Source organism: Bartonella sp. AA168HLJHH (assembly GCF_042197365.1).
Classification (GTDB): domain Bacteria; phylum Pseudomonadota; class Alphaproteobacteria; order Rhizobiales; family Rhizobiaceae; genus Bartonella.
In genome coordinates, this window is sequence record NZ_JBHIRS010000003.1 from 17,256 (window position 1) to 36,496 (window position 19,241).

The 19,241-nt window shown below is 36.4% G+C and carries 15 protein-coding genes; 3 read left to right on the plus strand and 12 right to left on the minus strand.

What is annotated here, in order from left to right; translation table 11 throughout:
• Positions 1-3: 3 nt before the first annotated feature.
• Both plsX and ACFINM_RS03135 read right to left on the minus strand, forming a co-directional pair.
• The gene (plsX, locus tag ACFINM_RS03130; RefSeq protein WP_375611574.1) at positions 4-1,074 is read right to left on the minus strand and encodes a phosphate acyltransferase PlsX; all 1,071 of its coding nucleotides are present in this window, start codon (positions 1,072-1,074) and stop codon (positions 4-6) included.
• Positions 1,075-1,223: 149 nt separating this feature from the next.
• Positions 1,224-1,781: a DUF177 domain-containing protein gene (locus ACFINM_RS03135; protein ID WP_375611573.1), complete on the minus strand. Its 558-nt coding sequence runs from the start codon at positions 1,779-1,781 to the stop codon at positions 1,224-1,226.
• A 221-nt stretch (positions 1,782-2,002) separates the two neighbouring features.
• Between ACFINM_RS03135 and ACFINM_RS03140 the strand changes: the two genes are divergently transcribed.
• Positions 2,003-2,482, plus strand: coding sequence for an outer membrane protein assembly factor BamE (locus ACFINM_RS03140; RefSeq protein ID WP_375607172.1), 480 nt, complete (start codon positions 2,003-2,005; stop codon positions 2,480-2,482).
• A 75-nt stretch (positions 2,483-2,557) separates the two neighbouring features.
• On the opposite strand, the gene nusB is transcribed toward ACFINM_RS03140, so the two are convergent.
• The 6 genes from nusB to glyA form a co-directional block, all read right to left on the minus strand.
• Complete coding sequence (nusB, locus tag ACFINM_RS03145; RefSeq protein WP_375621299.1) at positions 2,558-3,028, minus strand: transcription antitermination factor NusB; 471 nt, start codon at positions 3,026-3,028, stop codon at positions 2,558-2,560.
• Positions 3,029-3,030: 2 nt separating this feature from the next.
• Positions 3,031-3,486 carry a 6,7-dimethyl-8-ribityllumazine synthase gene (locus tag ACFINM_RS03150; RefSeq protein ID WP_375621300.1) on the minus strand — a complete coding sequence of 152 codons (456 nt, stop codon included), beginning with the start codon at positions 3,484-3,486 and terminating at the stop codon, positions 3,031-3,033.
• A gap of 81 nt (positions 3,487-3,567) precedes the next feature.
• The gene (locus ACFINM_RS03155) at positions 3,568-4,185 is read right to left on the minus strand and encodes a riboflavin synthase (protein WP_375621301.1); all 618 of its coding nucleotides are present in this window, start codon (positions 4,183-4,185) and stop codon (positions 3,568-3,570) included.
• The gene (ribD, locus tag ACFINM_RS03160) at positions 4,167-5,297 is read right to left on the minus strand and encodes a bifunctional diaminohydroxyphosphoribosylaminopyrimidine deaminase/5-amino-6-(5-phosphoribosylamino)uracil reductase RibD (protein WP_375613062.1); all 1,131 of its coding nucleotides are present in this window, start codon (positions 5,295-5,297) and stop codon (positions 4,167-4,169) included. The genes ACFINM_RS03155 and ribD overlap by 19 nt, the downstream gene beginning before the upstream one ends.
• Positions 5,290-5,772: a transcriptional regulator NrdR gene (nrdR, locus tag ACFINM_RS03165; RefSeq protein ID WP_375611570.1), complete on the minus strand. Its 483-nt coding sequence runs from the start codon at positions 5,770-5,772 to the stop codon at positions 5,290-5,292. The genes ribD and nrdR overlap by 8 nt, the downstream gene beginning before the upstream one ends.
• Positions 5,773-5,783: 11 nt before the next feature.
• Positions 5,784-7,097, minus strand: coding sequence for a serine hydroxymethyltransferase (glyA, locus tag ACFINM_RS03170; RefSeq protein WP_375621302.1), 1,314 nt, complete (start codon positions 7,095-7,097; stop codon positions 5,784-5,786).
• 322 nt (positions 7,098-7,419) lie between these two features.
• Here glyA and argC point away from each other — a divergent pair, with 322 nt between their 5' ends.
• Positions 7,420-8,352: an N-acetyl-gamma-glutamyl-phosphate reductase gene (gene argC / locus ACFINM_RS03175; protein WP_375621303.1), complete on the plus strand. Its 933-nt coding sequence runs from the start codon at positions 7,420-7,422 to the stop codon at positions 8,350-8,352.
• A gap of 20 nt (positions 8,353-8,372) precedes the next feature.
• Here the strand turns inward: argC and ACFINM_RS03180 are convergent, their stop codons facing one another.
• The 4 genes from ACFINM_RS03180 to hfq form a co-directional block, all read right to left on the minus strand.
• Positions 8,373-9,449, minus strand: a complete 1,077-nt coding sequence (locus ACFINM_RS03180) for a COX15/CtaA family protein (RefSeq protein WP_375640538.1) — start codon at positions 9,447-9,449, stop codon at positions 8,373-8,375.
• 146 nt (positions 9,450-9,595) lie between these two features.
• The gene (locus ACFINM_RS03185; RefSeq protein WP_375611566.1) at positions 9,596-11,422 is read right to left on the minus strand and encodes a hypothetical protein; all 1,827 of its coding nucleotides are present in this window, start codon (positions 11,420-11,422) and stop codon (positions 9,596-9,598) included.
• Between the two features lie 144 nt (positions 11,423-11,566).
• Positions 11,567-12,910 (minus strand): GTPase HflX, encoded by a 1,344-nt coding sequence (gene hflX, locus ACFINM_RS03190; protein ID WP_375611565.1) that lies wholly within the window; start codon positions 12,908-12,910, stop codon positions 11,567-11,569.
• 53 nt (positions 12,911-12,963) lie between these two features.
• Positions 12,964-13,203 (minus strand): RNA chaperone Hfq, encoded by a 240-nt coding sequence (hfq, locus tag ACFINM_RS03195; RefSeq protein WP_005773461.1) that lies wholly within the window; start codon positions 13,201-13,203, stop codon positions 12,964-12,966.
• A gap of 655 nt (positions 13,204-13,858) precedes the next feature.
• Here hfq and ACFINM_RS03200 point away from each other — a divergent pair.
• On the plus strand, positions 13,859-18,418 hold the full coding sequence (locus ACFINM_RS03200) for a hypothetical protein (RefSeq protein WP_375640379.1): 4,560 nt from the start codon (positions 13,859-13,861) through the stop codon (positions 18,416-18,418).
• Positions 18,419-19,241 lie beyond the last annotated feature (823 nt).

The following is a 19,241-nucleotide window of genomic DNA, read 5'->3' on the forward strand; positions in this document are numbered from 1 at the left end:
TTATCATAAGGACTCTCCATTCATCACCACTTCATCTTCTTGGTCAAAAAGTGTTTCTTTATTTTCATGAAATCGCCGTAAATCAGCCGTTATTTTTTGTAAAAGTCCATTATTAACCATTTTATAACCAACACGGATAGCAGAAGCAAAGCCATTAGCGTTAGCACTGCCATGACTTTTTATAACAACACCATTCAAACCTAAAAGCACTCCTCCATTCACCCTATCAGGATCCATTTTATGTTTCAGTATACGAAAAGCACCCCGTGATAAAAAATAACCAAGAGATGTTAAAAAAGAACTGCGCATTGCAGAGTTTAAAATCTCTCCTATCTGTCGCGCGGTTCCTTCTGCGGTTTTTAAAGCAATATTACCAGAAAACCCCTCTGTCACAACAACATCGACTGTTCCTTTTCCAATGTCATTGCCCTCAACAAATCCTTTATATTCCAATCCTTCTAATTGCACTTCACGCAATATCATTCCTGCTTTTTTTATTTCATAAAGTCCTTTAACCTCTTCCACCCCCACATTTAAAAGCCCAACACTTGGTCTTTCAGTGTGATATAAAGCGCGAAACATACCTGCTCCCATAACCGCCAAATCAACCAACTGACTAGCAGAGGCACCAATTGTTGCTCCAATATCTAAAACAATACTCTCACTGCGCAGCGTTGGCCAGATACCCGCAATACCAGGACGTTCAGCCTCTGCAAGCATTTTCAAACAAAAATAAGACATGGCCATGAGTGCACCCGTATTACCAGCAGAAATGCAAGCATCAGCTTCACCATTTTTTACCGCTTCAATGGCGTACCACATTGATGATTTACCACGTCCATTACGAAGTGCTTGGCTTGGCTTTTCATCCATGCGTGTATAACTTTCTGTAGGGCAAAAGCGCGATACAGAATCCAAACAGGGATATTTTTTTAAAACCGGACGAACAGCCTCCTCTACTCCATAAAATAGAAAATAAATATTTGATAAATATTTTTGTACAATTGCTGCTCCTGCAATAGCTGCTTCTGGACCGTAATCACCGCCCATGACATCCACAGAAATTCTAATCACGCTTGCATATCCCACATCTTTTCATTTACATCTTTAAATACATATTATGATTTTTGGCTCCTGAATACTCACACAGCACATCTTGCGAAAATCGCTCCGCAGAAAATACCGTTTAGCATACAATAGATATTTTTTGTATGTTTTTACAATCACTTCCAATTTTTCAAAACAGAAAATGGAGAGAATTTTCGCTCTGCTTCTTCTAAATTTTCAACCATATTCATCTTTATCCCTTCTTTACGTGGATAATGATTAATAGACAACTCAAAAAACTCTTCCATGATTGCGCCAATATCAATTTTATCATCATAAAACACTTCAGGAGTATCAAGCCCCTCCACATCTAAAAACAATTCCCCTGTATCCTCTGATATTTGGGGCTTCATCAAATTTGAATCTTCAGGAACAAAAACAACCTCAATATTTTCACAAAGGATATTTTCTAATGGTTCTAATGTAACAACACATAACTGTAGTATACGCGCTTGCAACAGACCTTTTATACGCACTCCGCGTTTTTTCCACGGGAAAATATGGAATTTTCCCTCACAAGATTTTACTTCAATTAAATCATGGTTCTGGGCTAAATGTGTACATTCTTTTTTGTTTGCACAAAAATGAACCCTTATACCTTTAGCAGGTAGAGAACGTACAGATATTGGATAAGCCAAAGCAAATGTCATTTGAGGAACATTTTGAACATTCATTGACAACTCCCAAACATAAAAACGTGTAAAGCACTATGTTTTTATTTATCTCAAGTATTTATGCATTTTTTTCTTTTCTAAAGAAATTCTATATGGCATAATTTACTTTATAACAGGGAAACTCAGTGTAAGCTACGGTAGATTAAGTTAAAATTAGAAAAAACTTGAGGTTGCCTTCTTGTCCTACATCTCAGTATAAAAAGGAGATACCATTGTTTCAAATGCCTCACATAATAGCCTTAATCAAACGTAAATTATTGATTGGTCTATCAATAGCAAGCATAGGAATGCTTGCTGGGTGTAGCCTTCTTGATTCTTCAGGTTCGAGCCAAATTTATAGAGAGGGCTATGTTCTTGATAAAAATGCTCTAAGTTCTATCTCTATTGGCTCAAGTCAAGAGCAAGTTCTTTTAACTTTAGGGACCCCTTCATTAAAAACAAAATATGATAATGAAGTTTTTTATTACATCTCACAGACACGTTATCGTGGGATGCAGTTTATGAAAACAAAGATTATTGATCGCAAAGTTTTAGCCATTTACTTCAATAAAAATAATCAGGTTGCAAAAGTTGCAAATTACGGATTACAAGACGGTCAAGTGTTTGATTTTATTACACAAACAACGCCAACTGTAACGAAAGAACATCCTTTCTTAATTCAAATTATAAAAGGCCCTGCGAATTTGCCACCCCATAACTAAATTATATAGTCTGCATACCGTTTCAATATTATAGGTCTGATAATATCAGATCTATAATAGGGGGATTTGTAGCTCTTAGAGACGGACTTTTTTTGCCATACTGTCGAGAACTGCATTAACAAGTTTTGGCTCATCACCTTCAAAAAACGCCTTTGCTATGTCAACATATTCATTCATGACAACTGCAACGGGAACATCTTTACGGTTGATCAACTCCCATAAACCTGCTCGTAAAATTGCTCGCAATATAGAATCAAGACGTGAAAGAGACCACTCTGCAGAAAGCTGTTGATGAAGCAGCGGATCAAGCTGCTTTTGATCTTTTACAACACCCGTTATAATAGCCAAAAACCATTGAAAATCAGCTTCAAGATATTGGTCTCCATCAATATCTTTTCCCAAACGATAAGCCTCATACTCAGCTGCCGTTTCCATCACCCCCGAACCCACGATATCCATTTGATAGAGTGCTTGAACTGCAGCGAGTCTTGCTGCTCCACGTTTATTGGCTGAACGCGAAAAATGTCTGCTTTTTATATCAGCCATATTTAACGATTATCTCCAAATCTCTTTTTTAGAGCGATCATACATAAAGCAGCTTCAGCCGCAAAACCACCTTTATTTTTATCATCTAGTTTTGCACGCACCCATGCTTGTTCTTCATTTTCAACAGTCAAAATACCATTTCCAATAGCCAAGTGCTGATGAACAGTTAAATCCATCAATGCACGACAAGAATCATTAGCAACAATTTCAAAGTGATATGTTTCACCCCGAATAACACAACCAAGAGCAACATAACCATCATACGATATCTTGTTTTGTTCAGCAAAAGCTATTGCACTTGGTATTTCTAATGCTCCAGGAACCGTTACAACATCATAACTCGCTTCAGCTTTTTGCAAAGTATTCACTGCACCTCTCAAAAGCGCATCAGAAATCCCCTCATAAAAACGTGCTTCAACAATCAATACGTGAGGCTTTTTACGTATCTCTTTCATCATAATGGAATTCCACAAAAAACGAATCAAAAAAATCAAGGTTATAAAGCATAAAATTCTGAAAACAATCAATAGAGTGTTGGCTTATTCACCTTCTCTTTTTAAAGTAAAAAGCTTTGCAGCATAACGAGCAAGTTGATCAATTTCCAAATTGACCCGATCTCCAATTTTAGCTTGTCCCCACGTTGTCATTTCAAGTGTATGGCGAATAATAAGAACATCAAAAACACAATCCTCAACACCATTAACAGTCAAAGATGTCCCATTAAGAGCAATAGATCCCTTATTAACAATGAAAGGCATAAATTGTCTTGAAACTTTTAAATAAAAGCGAATTGCATCCCCTTCATTTTTTTGATCAATGATTTCAGCCAAACCATCAATATGACCAGAAACTAAATGTCCTCCCATTTCATCACCCAATCGAAGCGAACGTTCCAAATTAACAAAAGTTCCTTTTATCCATTGTACAAGATTCGTTAAACGTAATGTTTCTTCCCACGCCTCGACAACAAACCAATTGGAATCTTCTTGCTTTAATCCTCGCTCTACAATTGTCAGACAAATTCCTGAACAAGCAATTGACGCCCCAATTGCTAAGCTTTCTATAGCATAGCGGGTAGAAATCTTTAAACGAATCCCCTGCTTTAAAGGTTGAACATCTTCAACACAACCAATATCCGTTATAATTCCTGTGAACATAATGTCTTACGTCTCCACTTATAAAAACGGTCATTTCCAAACATTCTTGTCTCAATCTCATGAAACTGCGAGAGATAATTTCCAAAATGAGGGGCTTCAATACGATTTTTGCCTAAAACAATGGGGGTATGAAAACATATCAAATGATCAACACAACCAGCATTCAAAAATTTTTCCCCTGTCTTGACACCCCCTTCCAATAAAACACTATTAATCCCATGTTTATAAAGCATCTGTAAAAGAGCAAAGGGTTCTACACAACCATTATTCATCTCGACCGAATAAACAGACACACCATATTGCTCCAATGCATTTTTTTTGCTTTTCTTTGAAATATCCACATCACAAATAACCCATGTAGGAATTTTTATGGCTGTTTGGACAACTTTTGCATCAAGGGGGATAGATAAATCTGCATCCAAAATAATACGAATTGGTGAGCGCATCTCCATCCCTGGCAAGCGGCAATTGAGTTGTGGATCATCTGCTAATATAGTACCAATACCAACGAGGATAGCATTATTTTGAGCACGTAGAATATGCGTATGGGCATGAGAAAGTGTTCCACTAATTTTTACGCTGCCCTTCTCTCTTTTTCCAACACCATTATCGGCAGAAATTGCCATTTTAAAAGTGACCGCACAGCGTTGTATCTTCCTTATGCACCAATGCGTCCATAAGGATTCAAAAGCCTCTTCAGCTAAAATGCCCTCAACCACTTCAATACCCGCCGCTCGCAAAAGAGCAATACCATGACCATCAACACGCTTGTCACAATCAGTCAGCGCAACAACAACTCGAGAAACACCTGAATCAATAAGCGCATTCACACACGGCGAAGTTTTTCCATAATGCGCACAAGGTTCTAAAGTAACATAAGCTGTCGCTCCTTGAGCCAAAGAACCTGCCATGTGTAAAGCTTGCACTTCCGCATGAGGACTCCCATGAATAGCTGTTACGCCATAGCCAACAATAAAAGCCCCCACAGCACCATTATCGTTTCGCACAATTAACGTACCAACGGAAGGATTCTCACCTGTAAGACCGACATGACGTTCTGCTAAACGAATAGCTGCAGCCATAAACCGTTCATCTTGCACTTTTTTATTCATCAAAACGAGATTCTGTATCCGCGATACCCTTTGACAATTCATCTATAACATCGTGAAAATCGCTTGCATTACGAAAATCTCGATACACAGAAGCAAAACGAATATAAGCAATATCATCAATTCTTTTCAATGCTTCCATCACAAGATGCCCAATTTTTTCTGAAGAAATCTCTGGTTCTCCCAAACTTTCAAGCTGGCGTACAATGCCAGAAATTGCTCGTTCAATATGATCAGGATCAATATTGCGCTTACGTACAGCCACATCAACTGATCGCATTAACTTATCACGATCGAAGGGTTCACATCGTCCACTTTTTTTAGCAACCAAGAGCTCACGCAACTGAACACGTTCAAAAGTTGTAAAACGACCACCACAAACGGAACACACACGGCGGCGGCGAATCACTGCCCCCTCTTCTGCTGGACGAGAGTCTTTGACCTGTGTATCCTCATATTGGCAGTAAGGACAGCGCATCCTTTGTATCCTTAACGAGTGGTAAGATAAGAGTAAAGAGGAAATTGATTCGTTATATCTTTTACCTTTTTCTCAACAGCCATTTCAACGGCATGATTATCTTCATCACTTTTTGCACTCCGAAGACCATCAAGAACTTCTGAAATCAGATGACCAACTTGAATAAACTCTTTTTCTAAAAAACCACGCGTCGTGGCAGCAGGTGATCCCAAACGAATTCCCGATGTTATAGATGGCGTTTCAGAATCAAAAGGAATGCCATTTTTATTGCAGGTAATATGAGCACGTCCCAAAGCCAATTCAGCACGTTTACCTGTTAGATTTTTGGAACGTAAATCAACCAACAACAAATGATTATCTGTACCACCAGAAACAATATTAAAACCATTACCCTGTAATGTTTTTGCTAAAGTTTTCGCATTAGCGACAACATTGGCACTGTAACTCTTGAAAGAGGGACGCAAAGCCTCCTCAAACGCAACAGCCTTTGCGGCAATCACATGCATTAAAGGACCACCCTGAAGACCAGGAAAAATTGCAGAATTAATTTTTCTGGATAAAGCCTCATCATTTGTCAATATTAAACCACCACGAGGACCTCGAAGCGACTTATGTGTTGTTGTTGTTACAATATGCGCATGTGGAACAGGTGAAGGATGCACGCCACCAGCAACAAGACCAGCAATATGAGACATATCAACGAGTAAATGAGCACCGATTTCATCTGCAATTTCACGGAATCGTTTCCAATCCCATAGCCGTGGATAAGATGAGCCCCCTGCTATAATAAGTTTTGGCTTACGTTCTTTTGCAAGCTGCTCAACCTCATCCATATCAATAATCTGATCTTCTTGACGCACACCATAGGAAACAACATCAAACCATTTTCCTGACATATTAACAGGTGAACCATGCGTAAGGTGACCTCCAGCATTTAAATCCAACCCCATAAATGTGTCACCAGGCTGAAGTAAAGCTAAAAAGACAGCTTGATTCATTTGGCTACCAGAATTAGGCTGTACATTCGCAAACGCAGCACCGAAAAGCTGTTTTGCCCTTTCAATAGCTAAATCTTCAACGACATCAACAAATTGACACCCACCATAGTAGCGCTTTCTTGGATAACCTTCTGCATACTTATTGGTTAAAACAGACCCTTGCGCTTCAAGGACCGCTCTTGAAACAATATTCTCTGAAGCAATCAGCTCAATTTCATGTTGTTGACGCTCAAACTCCCCTCTAATTGCGTCAAAAATTGCACCATCAACAGTTTGTAAATTATCATTAAAAAAGCGCTTTTGTGCGTCATTTTCTTGCTGAGTCATAAAACACATTCCTAACATAAAAAAATAAAGTCAAAGAACGATAACACAGCAAACCATGCAAACCAAACATTTTAAACTACTTACACTCAAAAATAATGAGGCAAATATTTATCTTATTCTTTGTTATAAAAACAGCGAAAAACTTTCCTCTCGAGAATAGTAAAAAATGAGATTACATTTCTTTTTTTACACTCTTATTTGTTTACACCTTTTACAAAAAATATCTATAATCTAAAGAAATTCAATAATTTAATGATTAAAAATAATTTATAATGTGAAAAGCTGAATATAATAGGCAAAGTTAATACGAAGGCAAATAAGAATGCTAACCAAAGTTTTTATTGATGGTGAACATGGCACAACCGGACTACAAATACAAAAACGCTTAGAAAGGCGTACAGATTTAAAACTACTCTCTCTTGCTCATAAAGATCGCCATAATGTTCATCTGCGACAAGACTATCTTAATCAAGCCGATATTGCTATTTTGTGTCTTCCAGATGATGCTGCACGCGAAACGGTTCATTGGCTTCAAAAAAATAAAAACATTAGGATTATTGATAGCTCGACAGCCCACCGTGTTGCACCAGACTGGGTTTACGGTTTTCCTGAAATGACAGCAGGACAAAGAAAGCGCATCCAAGCAGCACATTATATAACCAATCCCGGATGCTATCCTACCGGTGCCATTAGTTTGATTCGCCCACTCCGTGAAGCAGGACTGCTAGACGCCGATTATCCCATCTCGATTAATGCAATCTCCGGCTATACCGGTGGTGGAAAACAGTTGATTTTACAAATGGAAAATCAATCTCAACAAAATATTCAGGGCAATTATTTTATCTATGGTCTTAATCTTGAACACAAACATGTGCCAGAAATCAAGATCTATGGACAAATCAATCAAACCCCAGTTTTTATACCAAGTGTGGGTCGTTTTCCCCAAGGAATGATTGTGAATCTTCCTCTGCATCGCCATTTATTCACAAAATCAGCAAACTGTTCTGATTTGCGCGAAATTCTTGCAAACCATTACGATGGACAAAATACCATTTTAGTTGCATCACAAGAAGAAACTGTTTCACTTGAAAGACTTAATCCAGAGTGTTTAGCCAATAAAGATGGTATGAAACTGTTCGTATTTGGAAATGATCGTGAAGGTATTTTTAATCTCAGCGCCATATTCGATAATTTAGGAAAAGGCGCATCAGCTGCAGCTATCCAGAACCTCGATTTAATGCTTGCAAGCGACTAAACCTCCCTACCCACAAACTTTTATTCAACAACGCGATATGCCCCTTTCGTTGCTCGCCAGTGTGCAACCGCAAAACATAACACGGCTAGTGCCATACTTTGATGAATGAGCCCTAAACTTATCGGAACCTCATGTAACACTGTTAAGATACCCAAGACTGCTTGGATAATAATCATAACACAAATAAGAAATGCACGACGAGAATGAGTTGAATGTGGAACATTTTTTTGTACATAGAAAGCATGAACAACTGAGACAATAAATAAAAAATAAGCAAAAAACCGATGAATAAATTGAACCATTAAGGAATTTTCGAATAAATTAAGCCAAACAGGACGATGCTGCAACAATCCATCAGGAATAATCTGCCCATCCATAAGCGGCCATGTATTATAGACTTTTCCAGCATGAAGCCCTGCAACCAAAGCTCCGAAATAAATCTCTATCAAGACGAGAATAACAAGCCATGCCGCAAAATATTGCACCTTTTTATTTGCTGGCTTTTCTGAATATTCTGCAAGCCCTCGAGATAAATAAGTAACAAAAACAATAACAAAACATGCCGTTATAAGATGAAATGCCAAACGATATTGGCTCACACTTGTTAAATTACTTTGCCCAATCCCTGAAGCAACCATCCACCAACCAATAAAGCCTTGAAAGGCGATAAGAATAGGTACAACAATAAGCGGGAGTAAGATATTTTTTTCAACACGCTTAGTCGCCCAAAACCAAATGAGCCCCAATAAAGCGACAAGACCAACAAGACGCCCAAGAACACGATGCGCCCATTCCCACCAAAAAATGACCTTAAAAGCACTTAAGGTCATATCAGGATTAAGCAGCTTATATTGTGCTATTTGTTGATATTTTAAAAATTCCTCTTGCCATTGATCCTCACCAATCGGTGGAATAACGCCGTGTATTGGCTTCCATTCCGTTATAGATAATCCTGATCCCGTCAAACGAGTAGCGCCACCTACTAAGACAATTGCCAAACAAAGCAATAAAATAGAGTAAAGCCACACCTGTATATGTTTTCTATTTTCCTTTTGCACAGGCGTTAAAATGCTATTGTTTAATCTCTTTATTGCCATATCTGATTGCCCCACGCTTCTCTCCAACTAAAATGCATTTTAAAATTTAAACATTAACTCTTTGTCTATTTTAGTATGTACTACAATTTTAGCAAAAAACAAGCGTACCACTATAACATGCGATACATATTTCTTTTTTACGAAGCTTATGATGCTACAACGCGATAAACAGTCTTTGGAAAGCTGTCTACCATACGCATCATCCATTCTTGTTCATTAAGAACAGTATTACAAATATAATAGTCTGTTAGCTCTGCAAATTGCTCAACCCCATATTTTGGTTCGCTTGCCATCTCTAGGATGATAAAATCATATTCTTTTTTAAATTCTTGTAATATATGAAAAATATCATTTGAAAAATCTTGTGCTGAAATAGCACTTGTTAACCCCTGAGGAAGAATATCAACCCCCGTATCATAATCACGGTAAATAACATCATGCAACTTGGCATTGCCCGTTAAAATATCACTCAGTCCGCGATGTGGGCCAATGACTTTCTCTATTTGTTGACCAGAAATATCGACCAACAAAATTGTTTTGTTCTCTTTTGTGAGATGAAGTGAAAGCTTTGCCGCTGTCCGTGCAGCTTCTGGTCCAATGATTGAAATAATGGTTGAAGCACGCCATTTCAAAACATCAGATAATCCCTCTATCGTAATAAAAGCTTCAAAATTTTTCATTTCTTGAGAGACTAAAATACTCTCATTCTTCTTAAGACCATTTTCTTTTGATCTCAAATCCTCTTCTGAGATTTGGTCTTTTTTCCTTTTAAAGCACGGATAGAATAACAATATTCCTAGCAAAAGAGTAAGGAAGCTGGCCAATGCACTCACAAGAATATTTTTTCCATAAAGAGCCATAAAAGAAATTGGTGCTAACGTTGTTGGCACGACCACGTGGATATTTGTATTTTGTAAGAGAAAAGGATCATCACTCAATCTCCGATATGAATCAATAATTTTTTCTCTTCGTTGAGCAGACTTGCTCATCGCTTCATTTTGGGCATCGACTGCTGCTTTTATTTTATTTTCAAACTCGTTAAATATTTCATTCAAAGATTGGGATTGATCTTTTACAAAAAAACTCACCCTTTTTTGAAGCTGTTTTTCTAATTCCGTTGCAATAACCTCATCTGAATGAACTTGATAAACGATTTGTAAAATTTTATTTTTTAATTGATGAGAAACTGTCTCTAATTCTGCAGTCATCGCTTTAATTTGAGGATGTGTCCACCCTAATTGTGCAGCCATATGTGCTCTTTGTGTTTCCAAGAGATCACGTTTAGATTCCAGAGCAGCAATTGCTGAATTGCCTGCAATAAACGATAAAGACAGTAAAGACTGCCCATTTTCACGCATCATGTTAATCGTTGAATTCAAACTTGTTAAATGAATACGTTTTAAAGTTGCTTGCGTTAATTGCATCGAAAGATCATAAAGCTCTGTTTGTTTTACACCACGCTGAATAAAAGAATCAATAGATTTACGAAATTCCTGCACGATATTAAGGATTGCAATATTATCATATTGTTTGTCTTCTAATTTATCATTTAACAAGAATTGTTTCTGTTTTATGATTGCTTGTGAAAATGCGGAAAACCAAGTTTCCAACCCACGTTGAGCTGCTTCAAGTGTCTCGGCTTCAAAAGTAAGATCGATAAAATCACCATGACGCGATAAACGGATATTTTCATGATTTTTTTTCTTATAAGAAGCACTTAAAGAAAAATTCGAATCATTGAAGAACATAGGCTGTGAAAACAAAAAGGCGATAACATTGTCTTGCTTTTTAATTGGTAATGGCTTTCCTACAGAATCAGATAATGAAAATGTTAAAGTTGCTTGGTAACCACGGGGCTGGACAAAATAATACAACCAAATCAAAGATACACATAGCATTTGTAATAGCAAAACAATCAAAATGCTTCGCCATACGGTACGTACGAATAGTCTTTTATTACATGTAAGACTCATCTTTATTTTAACCAGCAAAATACTTCTTCATATTGTTTTATTAAGAGAAAGTAGTAACTATCCTCTTAACTTGCTGTCATATTATTTTGAGATAATAAAAATATAAAATTTAAGCACAAATGTTCAACAATAGCTTTAAAGAACTTAATTCATATTTTTTTTGAGGCTCTCTAGTTGTTTTTTTGCTTCAGAAGTAACAACCGCTCTAATGGTAATAGACCCATCATCATGCCCTTCTTGCACTATTTCCGCAGAGTTTTCATAAAACCAATCAATAAGCGACATTTCATGAGGTTGTAAAAGATATTCAATGCTTTGCACCTCTCCAAAAATTCGCTTTTCAATGGCTCTTAATAATTGATCGAGTCCATCCCCCTTAAGTGCTGATACCATGAGAGCAGGATTTAATCGCGTCTTTGCGCTTGTTTGTAAAACATTCAATGCTTGCTCATCTAACATATCAATCTTATTCCAAACTTCTATGATATGCTCCATATCATCAATATCGATATCAAGACTTGAAAGCACTTCTAAAACATCTTGGGCATGTGCTCGATGATCAAGATCTGACATATCTCTTACATGAAGAATGAGATCTGCTTCAACCACTTCTTCAAGGGTTGCTCTAAAAGCTGCAATCAAATTCGTTGGCAAGTTAGAAATAAACCCTACAGTATCAGACAAAAGAACAGTTTTTCCATGGGGAAGCACAACTTTGCGCAAAGTCGGATCAAGCGTTGCAAATAACATATTCTTTGCTAAAACATCTGCACCGCTTAAACGGTTAAAAAGAGTTGACTTTCCTGTATTCGTATATCCTACCATTGCTACAACAGGATAAGATGTTTTTTTCCTTTTTGCTCTATGAAGTGCACGTGTTTTAATAACCGTTTGCAATTCGCGGCGAATACGAATAATTTTCTCTTGTAAAAGACGCCTATCTGCTTCAATTTGCGTCTCACCAGGTCCACCTAGGAAGCCACGCCCCCCCCGTTGCCTTTCCAAGTGCGTCCAACTCCGCACAAGCCTCCCTTTTTGATAGGACAAACGCGCTAACTCTACTTGCAAAACTCCTTCTTTTGTTCGTGCACGATCCCCAAAAATTTCAAGAATCAAAGCCGTTCTATCGATAACTTTGCAATTCCATAATTTTTCTAAATTACGCTGCTGTACTGGCGTTAAAAAGTGATCTACAATCGCAAGCTCAATAGAATATTCATCTATATAACAGGTTAACGCATCTACTTTACCTTTTCCAAAGAGAGTCGCAGAGCGAGGCGTTGCAATATTAATCGTTTCATAATTAACAACTTCTAACCTTATAGCACGCGCTAACCCCAATGATTCTTTAACACGAGAAGATATAGAACACTCTCTCAAAGAGCTTTCACTTCTATTTTCTTGAAAAATCGGTATCAGAACAAGTGCGCGCACCTGTTCTGTATTCTGCGAAAATACCCCTCCTAATCTCTCATTTTCATTTATCATAGCAATCTAAGTACTTTTAAATGGGATAAGAGGTCTATCTTAAAATGATATGTTTACTCAGGACTTTCACCCTCAAACATCTGTACAGGCTGTCCAGGCATAATCGTAGAAATAGCATGCTTATAAACCAATTGCGCGTGTCCATCTCGGCGCAAAAGAACACAAAAATTATCAAATGAAGTTACAATACCCGTGAGTTTAACGCCATTGACAAGAAAAATTGTAAGGGAAATTTTTTGCTTACGCACCGTATTTAAAAACACATCTTGCAGGTGTTGTGATCGCTCTGCCATTATTCTTACACCTTTATCTAGATTGCATAAAAATATTCGTGCATGCATATCGACTGAAAAATATCCAATTGTCAACGTAGAAGCTTAAAAATTCAGCAACAAACAACTGAAATTAGAGAAAAAACGGCTCTTTAAGACAATAATAAAGTACAACTTACGAAAAGCTATATTAAATTAAAAATTTTTCTACGTTTACTTTTTTATGAGCTTACAATTCAAAGGGATACTTTTATACATCCTAAGCTATTACGGACTATATGTGATGATGAATCTGCTTCGTTTAGAATCAATAAAAGTAAGCGGACAACAACATTTATTAACGATTATCGATATTAAAGAAAGGCATTCGCACCTTACTGTATATATAACCGCTATTAAATTGTCCTTATTTCAAAGACTGCCGGCTTATAAAGCTTTCTATAAACACAAGTTGTAAACAGTATTTTTGTTTTAGTTAGATTTAAATAATAAATTGTTTTTACTATATTTTATAATATTTTTAAACAGGGTACAAGAAACCGCGTTAACTTTATCTTGATAAGTTTTTAAAATTTTTCCCTAAGCATATTCCTTTCTAAATAATTAACAGCTAGTATGTAGAAATTATGTGGAAGAGGACGTATCCCTTTTCCGGCTGTAAGAGTACGAGGCGAGTATGGCACGCAGAACAAAATTGCAAACATTTGAAGTTGAAGTTGAAGAAGCCCTCACAAAAGCTATGAACTTTGATTTCGATGACACAGGATTTGAAACGATATCATCCAATAATTCTGAAAATGTTGTTAATGTCGATGATCTGATTCAAAAAATTGCAATGGCAGAAGAAGAATTTTTTGCTGAAAACGGTACGTCAACTTTTGTTTCTAATATTCATGATGAAGCTGTTATTGATAAATCCGTTGTTGAACAGCTTTTTGCTCCAAAACCTTCACCTGATATTTCAGGTGGAACTGTTCATAATACATTATTGCCTACAAAACTTCTTCCCGCAAATGATGATATAACAACCCCTGTAAATTTTGGACCATTCAAGCAGCGTTCTTCCTCTCGAGTCTACTGGTACACAACAGCGCTTAGTGCTTTATGGGCAACGGGAGGAGCTTTTATTGCGCATAAGCTCGCACCTACCGGACTCAGCTCCTTATCCAATATCAGCACTTTTGTTACCTCCCCAACAGGACTTGCTGTAGCAGCCGGAACAGCAATTCCTATCCTTATATCTTGGGGCGTTGCTCAATTAACAAAACGTTCAAACGACTTGCATAATATTGCGCTTCTTATGACCAATGCTGCACAGCGCCTTAGTGAACCACAACATCTATCTGAAAAACAAGCTATTGCTATAGGGCAAACCATTCGTGAAGAAGTAGCGGCAATGAACGAAGGTATTGAACGTACTCTCGGACGTGCTGTTGAACTTGAAGCAATCATACAAGGTGAAGTTCACAATCTAGAACAAGCCTATGCTGAGAATGAATCACGCATTCACACATTAATCAAAGAATTAAGTAACGAACGTATAGCCATTTTGAATCATGCAGATCGCGTACAATCAACAATTAAAGGAACCCAAGAACAACTGAGTGATGAATTTGGTTTGGTTACCTCTAACATTGTAACCAATGTTGAAAAGCTTGCACAAACCCTTTCTCAAACTTTACAAAAACAAGGCGAAGACCTCGTTGAAAAACTTTCCTATGCTGGTGATGGCGTAACAAATCAGCTTGTTGAAAAATTTAACAAAACAACAACACAAATTCAGCAGAAAAACACGGAATTTTTTCATGAATTAGGAAAAAACTTCGATGGCTTTGCAAAACGATTTGATCATAATGAAAAACAAATAGAAAAAACTTTTAATGAAACAGCTGAAAAAGCAGAAGTACATGTTGCTAAAATTGCAACACATATACAAGCAGTAACAGATCAAACTTTGCACGCTGTTGATGAAAAGTTTAAAGCCTTGGATAAAGCTCTTATTGATCGTAATAATCAATCTCTACAGAATTTTGATGAGAAGATCTTAAAGCTCGACGACCAAGCACATAAACTCTCTTCTAAATTTGATAACGTAACCTCGCAAGCAATTGGAGCCTTTGAACAACGTTTAGCAACTGTTGATCTTTCTCTTAAAGAACATAGTGATTCCATCATTGATTCCTTTATAGAACGCAGTCAGGCTTTAGAGGATAATGCTGAAAAACTTGGTAACTTCTTGGAAGCTCATGTCTTGAAAATAAATGAGAACCTCCAAGAAAAAACAGCAGACATTACCCATGCATTTACAAATGGACGTGAAGCTATTCTTTCTGCAATTGATAAAAGTAAAGAAAGTCTGAGAGAAGAAATTCAATATGTCGACAATGCCATTGTTGATATCATACAAGAACGTTCACAAGATTTTAAAGTACAACTTTCTGATCAACGAGCTCTTATGGCAGACATGCTCGATAACGAGAAAAATAAAATTGCGGATACATTAAGAAATCAAATTGATGTTTTGTCCCAAAATACTTCTCATATTGAAAGAGTTTTGGCTGATAATGTTCAAGTCGTTGATAAACAAGCTGAAAATCATATTACAAACATCATCCAATGCACTGAAAAGTTACAAGATGTCATTGTACAAAGTTGTAATACAACCCAAGATGCTTTAGAAGCACAAGCGAGAAATATTGATATCCGTGCCGATGCTCTGCGCGATTCTTTAGCGATTAATAGTTTTTCTCTCAATGAAGTTCTTGCCGATCAAGCACGCACACTTGAACAACGCATGGAAACAATCCATAATCTCATTGCAAAAAGTGATATACGTGTCGATGTTGCATTGAAACAACAAATAGATTTAGTTGAGAGTGCAATTGTCGCCAATAATAAAAACATTACTGAAACGGTTCAAGATCATATCAAAAACCTTGAAAGCCATGCCGAAATTTTAAAAAATACGCTCTCTCAATCGAGTGGTGTTTTCTTTGAAACCCTTGAAACACGTATGGAATCATTCGATACAGATCTAGAAGATCGTGCACACAAAATTTTTGAACGGACAACAACGCTAGAGGAAACATTATCTGAAAAATTTAGCCAAATCTGTGAAGCCATTGATATGCAAACATCTGTTATTGAGGAACGTTCTGACACATTAAAAACGTCTCTCATGATTAGTAATGAGCAAAGTCAGATAATTCAACAAGCGCTGGAAAGCAGTGTTGACAATATGCGTGTAACCTTAGAAGACTCTGTTAATACAGTGACAGCTAACCTGCATAATAAGATTATAAAAGCTTCTGATATTCTTTCTTCTACGAGTGAACAAATTCTTTCATCTGTTACAAATGTTACTGCACAAGCAGAAAATATTCTCTCAGAATCAGGCAATCGCATTGTATCAAATGTCAAAAAAACTGTTTATGATACCAGTGAAAAAGTTCTGTCAGTTCTGTCTGAACAAACAGCGCATACTGTCGAAGCTTTCGCAACAGCCAGCCATAATGCACAAGCATTATTGAATGAAACTATTCACACATCAACAACAGCAATAGAACAAGTTCTTAATGAACGCTGTGATGTTCTTCATCACTCTATGCAAAATCTTAAAAATAATTTAGGATATCAGCTCTCTGATGTAACGAGCCGTCTGGAAGATGCTGGAAATCAAACAACAACACAAATTTCACAACATGTTGGAAAAATAACAGAGCTTACAAATCACTTAAATCAAGCAGCGCAAAATACGACAGAATCAATTGATTCTTTAACACAGCATATCGGTGAACAACTCTCTCTTTCCACACAAGATGCTGAACAAAGAATTTATGCGCATAATGAATCTTTAGTGAATAGCTTAACCAAAGCTAACTCTGAAACACTTCAAACAATAACGATTATGAAGGAAGAGCTTGTTAATAATGTCTCATCCATCTTAACACAGTTGAATCAATCAATTTACAATTTTCAGGAAAATAGTAATGTTTTATTATCGGCTGTTCAAAATATTGATGGGCAGTTTAATGAGAGTACGAATAATTTTTTCCGCAACACGGACCAAGTAGCAGAGCGTTTGTCAGCTTCAAATCAAGCGCTCAATACTAATGTTGAAATTCTGCAAGGACTTTCAAAGAGTACCTTTGAACAAATTAATCATATAACGAGCAGTTTTGGTGAACATGCAAAGACACTTTCCCAAACTATTCATGTTCTTGAACAGTCTGAAAATTCACTTAGTGCAACACTTGAAGAAAAACATAATACGCTTTCTGTATTAAGCGATGCTCTTGTTTCAAAGTCTCATGAAATTAATCAAATGATTGGGCATTATGAAAAAATCTTCAACTTAGCACTTGAACGCTCTGATAAGAATGCGCGTAACTCCACAAATTCATTCCAACAATCACTTAATAAGCTTGTTAGTGAAGCATCAACGCGTTTTTCAGAAGCAGCAGAAGATATACGTCGCTCCGCTGATGAAGTTCGTTTAGAGCTTTCAAAGATTAATAATGATATCAATGAAAATGTAAAAAAACTTCCAGAAAAAACAAAAGAAACAACGCAAACAATTCGCACAGCTTTGAATGAACAGATTACAGCGTTACAAGATTTAGTCAGTGTTATACAAAATGATCAAAAGAGCGCACAAAAACAGCTAATGTCAGCATTTCCTACATCATCAATGTTTAATCAAAAAAGTGACAGTTCCACTGAGTCTGTTAAAAAGATTGTGCCACCTAAGCCTATTTTGCAACAAGATCAAAGCAAAAAAAGACCAAATAAATGGGTATCAAATCTCTTAGAAAGAGCTTCACGTGAAGAAACATTTTATGATGCTCCCCCTAGTGATGATGTTTTAACATCAGTGCAAACAAAACCATCTCCTGCAAACTGCTCTCTTAATTCATTAGCTTCTGGTATAGTGCAAGCTATTAATCACAATGCCATTGTTGAGCTATGGGATCATTATCAACGTGGACAAAAAAACATCGTAACAGAACGCCTTTATACCTTAAATGGACAAAAAATATTTGAAATGATTAAGAAAAAATATATGAGCGATTTTGGGTTTAAACGTTCAGTGAATCAATATGTTACAGATTTCGAAAAGCTCTTACGTGATATATCGCGCAGTTCTGGCTCTTCCAACTCAGTTCGCAAGTACTTGATATCAGATACCGGAAAAGTTTATACTATGCTTGCTCATGCAAGTGGTCGAATCCAATAACAAATAAGAAAGTGGAAAAAGATATTTTTTCCACTTTCTCTCTCCAGTTGTTTTAATGGCTCATCATAGAATGCTTTTTTTTCAACTGTAGCTTTGTACTTCAAAGGTTGGGATAATTGGCATGCGAGTTTTCTTTGATATCCTAAGCAATAACCCTAAAGAAGCGTAATGGCTTATCAAACAACGTATCATTCTAAGAATGATAAAGCATGTTTTCTATTTCCTTATCTTTTTCTTAACTCCTTTATTTTTCATAGTTTCATAAAGGTACAAAATCGGTAATAATTATTTTTATTAATTGTGAAAAAAATTCATGCTTTTGTATTAAAATAGCTCATAGAAACACTTCTATTTATTTTTTTTAATGTTTTTTATCCACATATTACTCTCGTTTGAATTATGTAAGTAAATATTTTTTATTATATTAGATGAGTTTGAGCTAAAAGAATCTTATTGTATTCAAATTTCTCATTCAACATACGAGATGATTCATTATAAATTATAAAGTTTGCATTATTAAGAGTTCAATTGAATAATAAACAAAACAACTCCCATTTTTAAAGTTCCAATTTCCTTTTAAATAGCTGCAAAAATAATTTATAAATTGCAAATTGTTATTTAAAATTTCTTCTACCTCCCTATAGAAATTTAAATAAAGAAGATGAAGTTAATAGAAAACACTCTTCTTTTCTTTCCTTAAGTTGTAAGCATTGCAAAAAAAATAATGGCTTGGTAATGTAATTATTAGTAATATTTTATTCGTTTGTAGACTAATCAATTTTTACGCGTTTTATTAAGGAAAGAAAAAACTAATCGTGCTTCT

Excerpts from the sequence above, each read along its gene's own strand:
- ACFINM_RS03135 (WP_375611573.1), bottom strand. The coding sequence starts at position 1,781 with ATGAATGTTCAAAATGTTCCTCAAATGACATTTGCTTTGGCTTATCCA.
- ACFINM_RS03140 (WP_375607172.1), top strand. The coding sequence starts at position 2,003 with ATGCCTCACATAATAGCCTTAATCAAACGTAAATTATTGATTGGTCTA.
- nusB (WP_375621299.1), bottom strand. The coding sequence starts at position 3,028 with ATGGCTGATATAAAAAGCAGACATTTTTCGCGTTCAGCCAATAAACGT.
- ACFINM_RS03150 (WP_375621300.1), bottom strand. The coding sequence starts at position 3,486 with ATGATGAAAGAGATACGTAAAAAGCCTCACGTATTGATTGTTGAAGCA.
- ACFINM_RS03155 (WP_375621301.1), bottom strand. The coding sequence starts at position 4,185 with ATGTTCACAGGAATTATAACGGATATTGGTTGTGTTGAAGATGTTCAA.
- ribD (WP_375613062.1), bottom strand. The coding sequence starts at position 5,297 with ATGAATAAAAAAGTGCAAGATGAACGGTTTATGGCTGCAGCTATTCGT.
- nrdR (WP_375611570.1), bottom strand. The coding sequence starts at position 5,772 with ATGCGCTGTCCTTACTGCCAATATGAGGATACACAGGTCAAAGACTCT.
- glyA (WP_375621302.1), bottom strand. The coding sequence starts at position 7,097 with ATGACTCAGCAAGAAAATGACGCACAAAAGCGCTTTTTTAATGATAAT.
- argC (WP_375621303.1), top strand. The coding sequence starts at position 7,420 with ATGCTAACCAAAGTTTTTATTGATGGTGAACATGGCACAACCGGACTA.
- ACFINM_RS03180 (WP_375640538.1), bottom strand. The coding sequence starts at position 9,449 with ATGGCAATAAAGAGATTAAACAATAGCATTTTAACGCCTGTGCAAAAG.
- ACFINM_RS03185 (WP_375611566.1), bottom strand. The coding sequence starts at position 11,422 with ATGAGTCTTACATGTAATAAAAGACTATTCGTACGTACCGTATGGCGA.
- hflX (WP_375611565.1), bottom strand. The coding sequence starts at position 12,910 with ATGATAAATGAAAATGAGAGATTAGGAGGGGTATTTTCGCAGAATACA.
- hfq (WP_005773461.1), bottom strand. The coding sequence starts at position 13,203 with ATGGCAGAGCGATCACAACACCTGCAAGATGTGTTTTTAAATACGGTG.
- ACFINM_RS03200 (WP_375640379.1), top strand. The coding sequence starts at position 13,859 with ATGGCACGCAGAACAAAATTGCAAACATTTGAAGTTGAAGTTGAAGAA.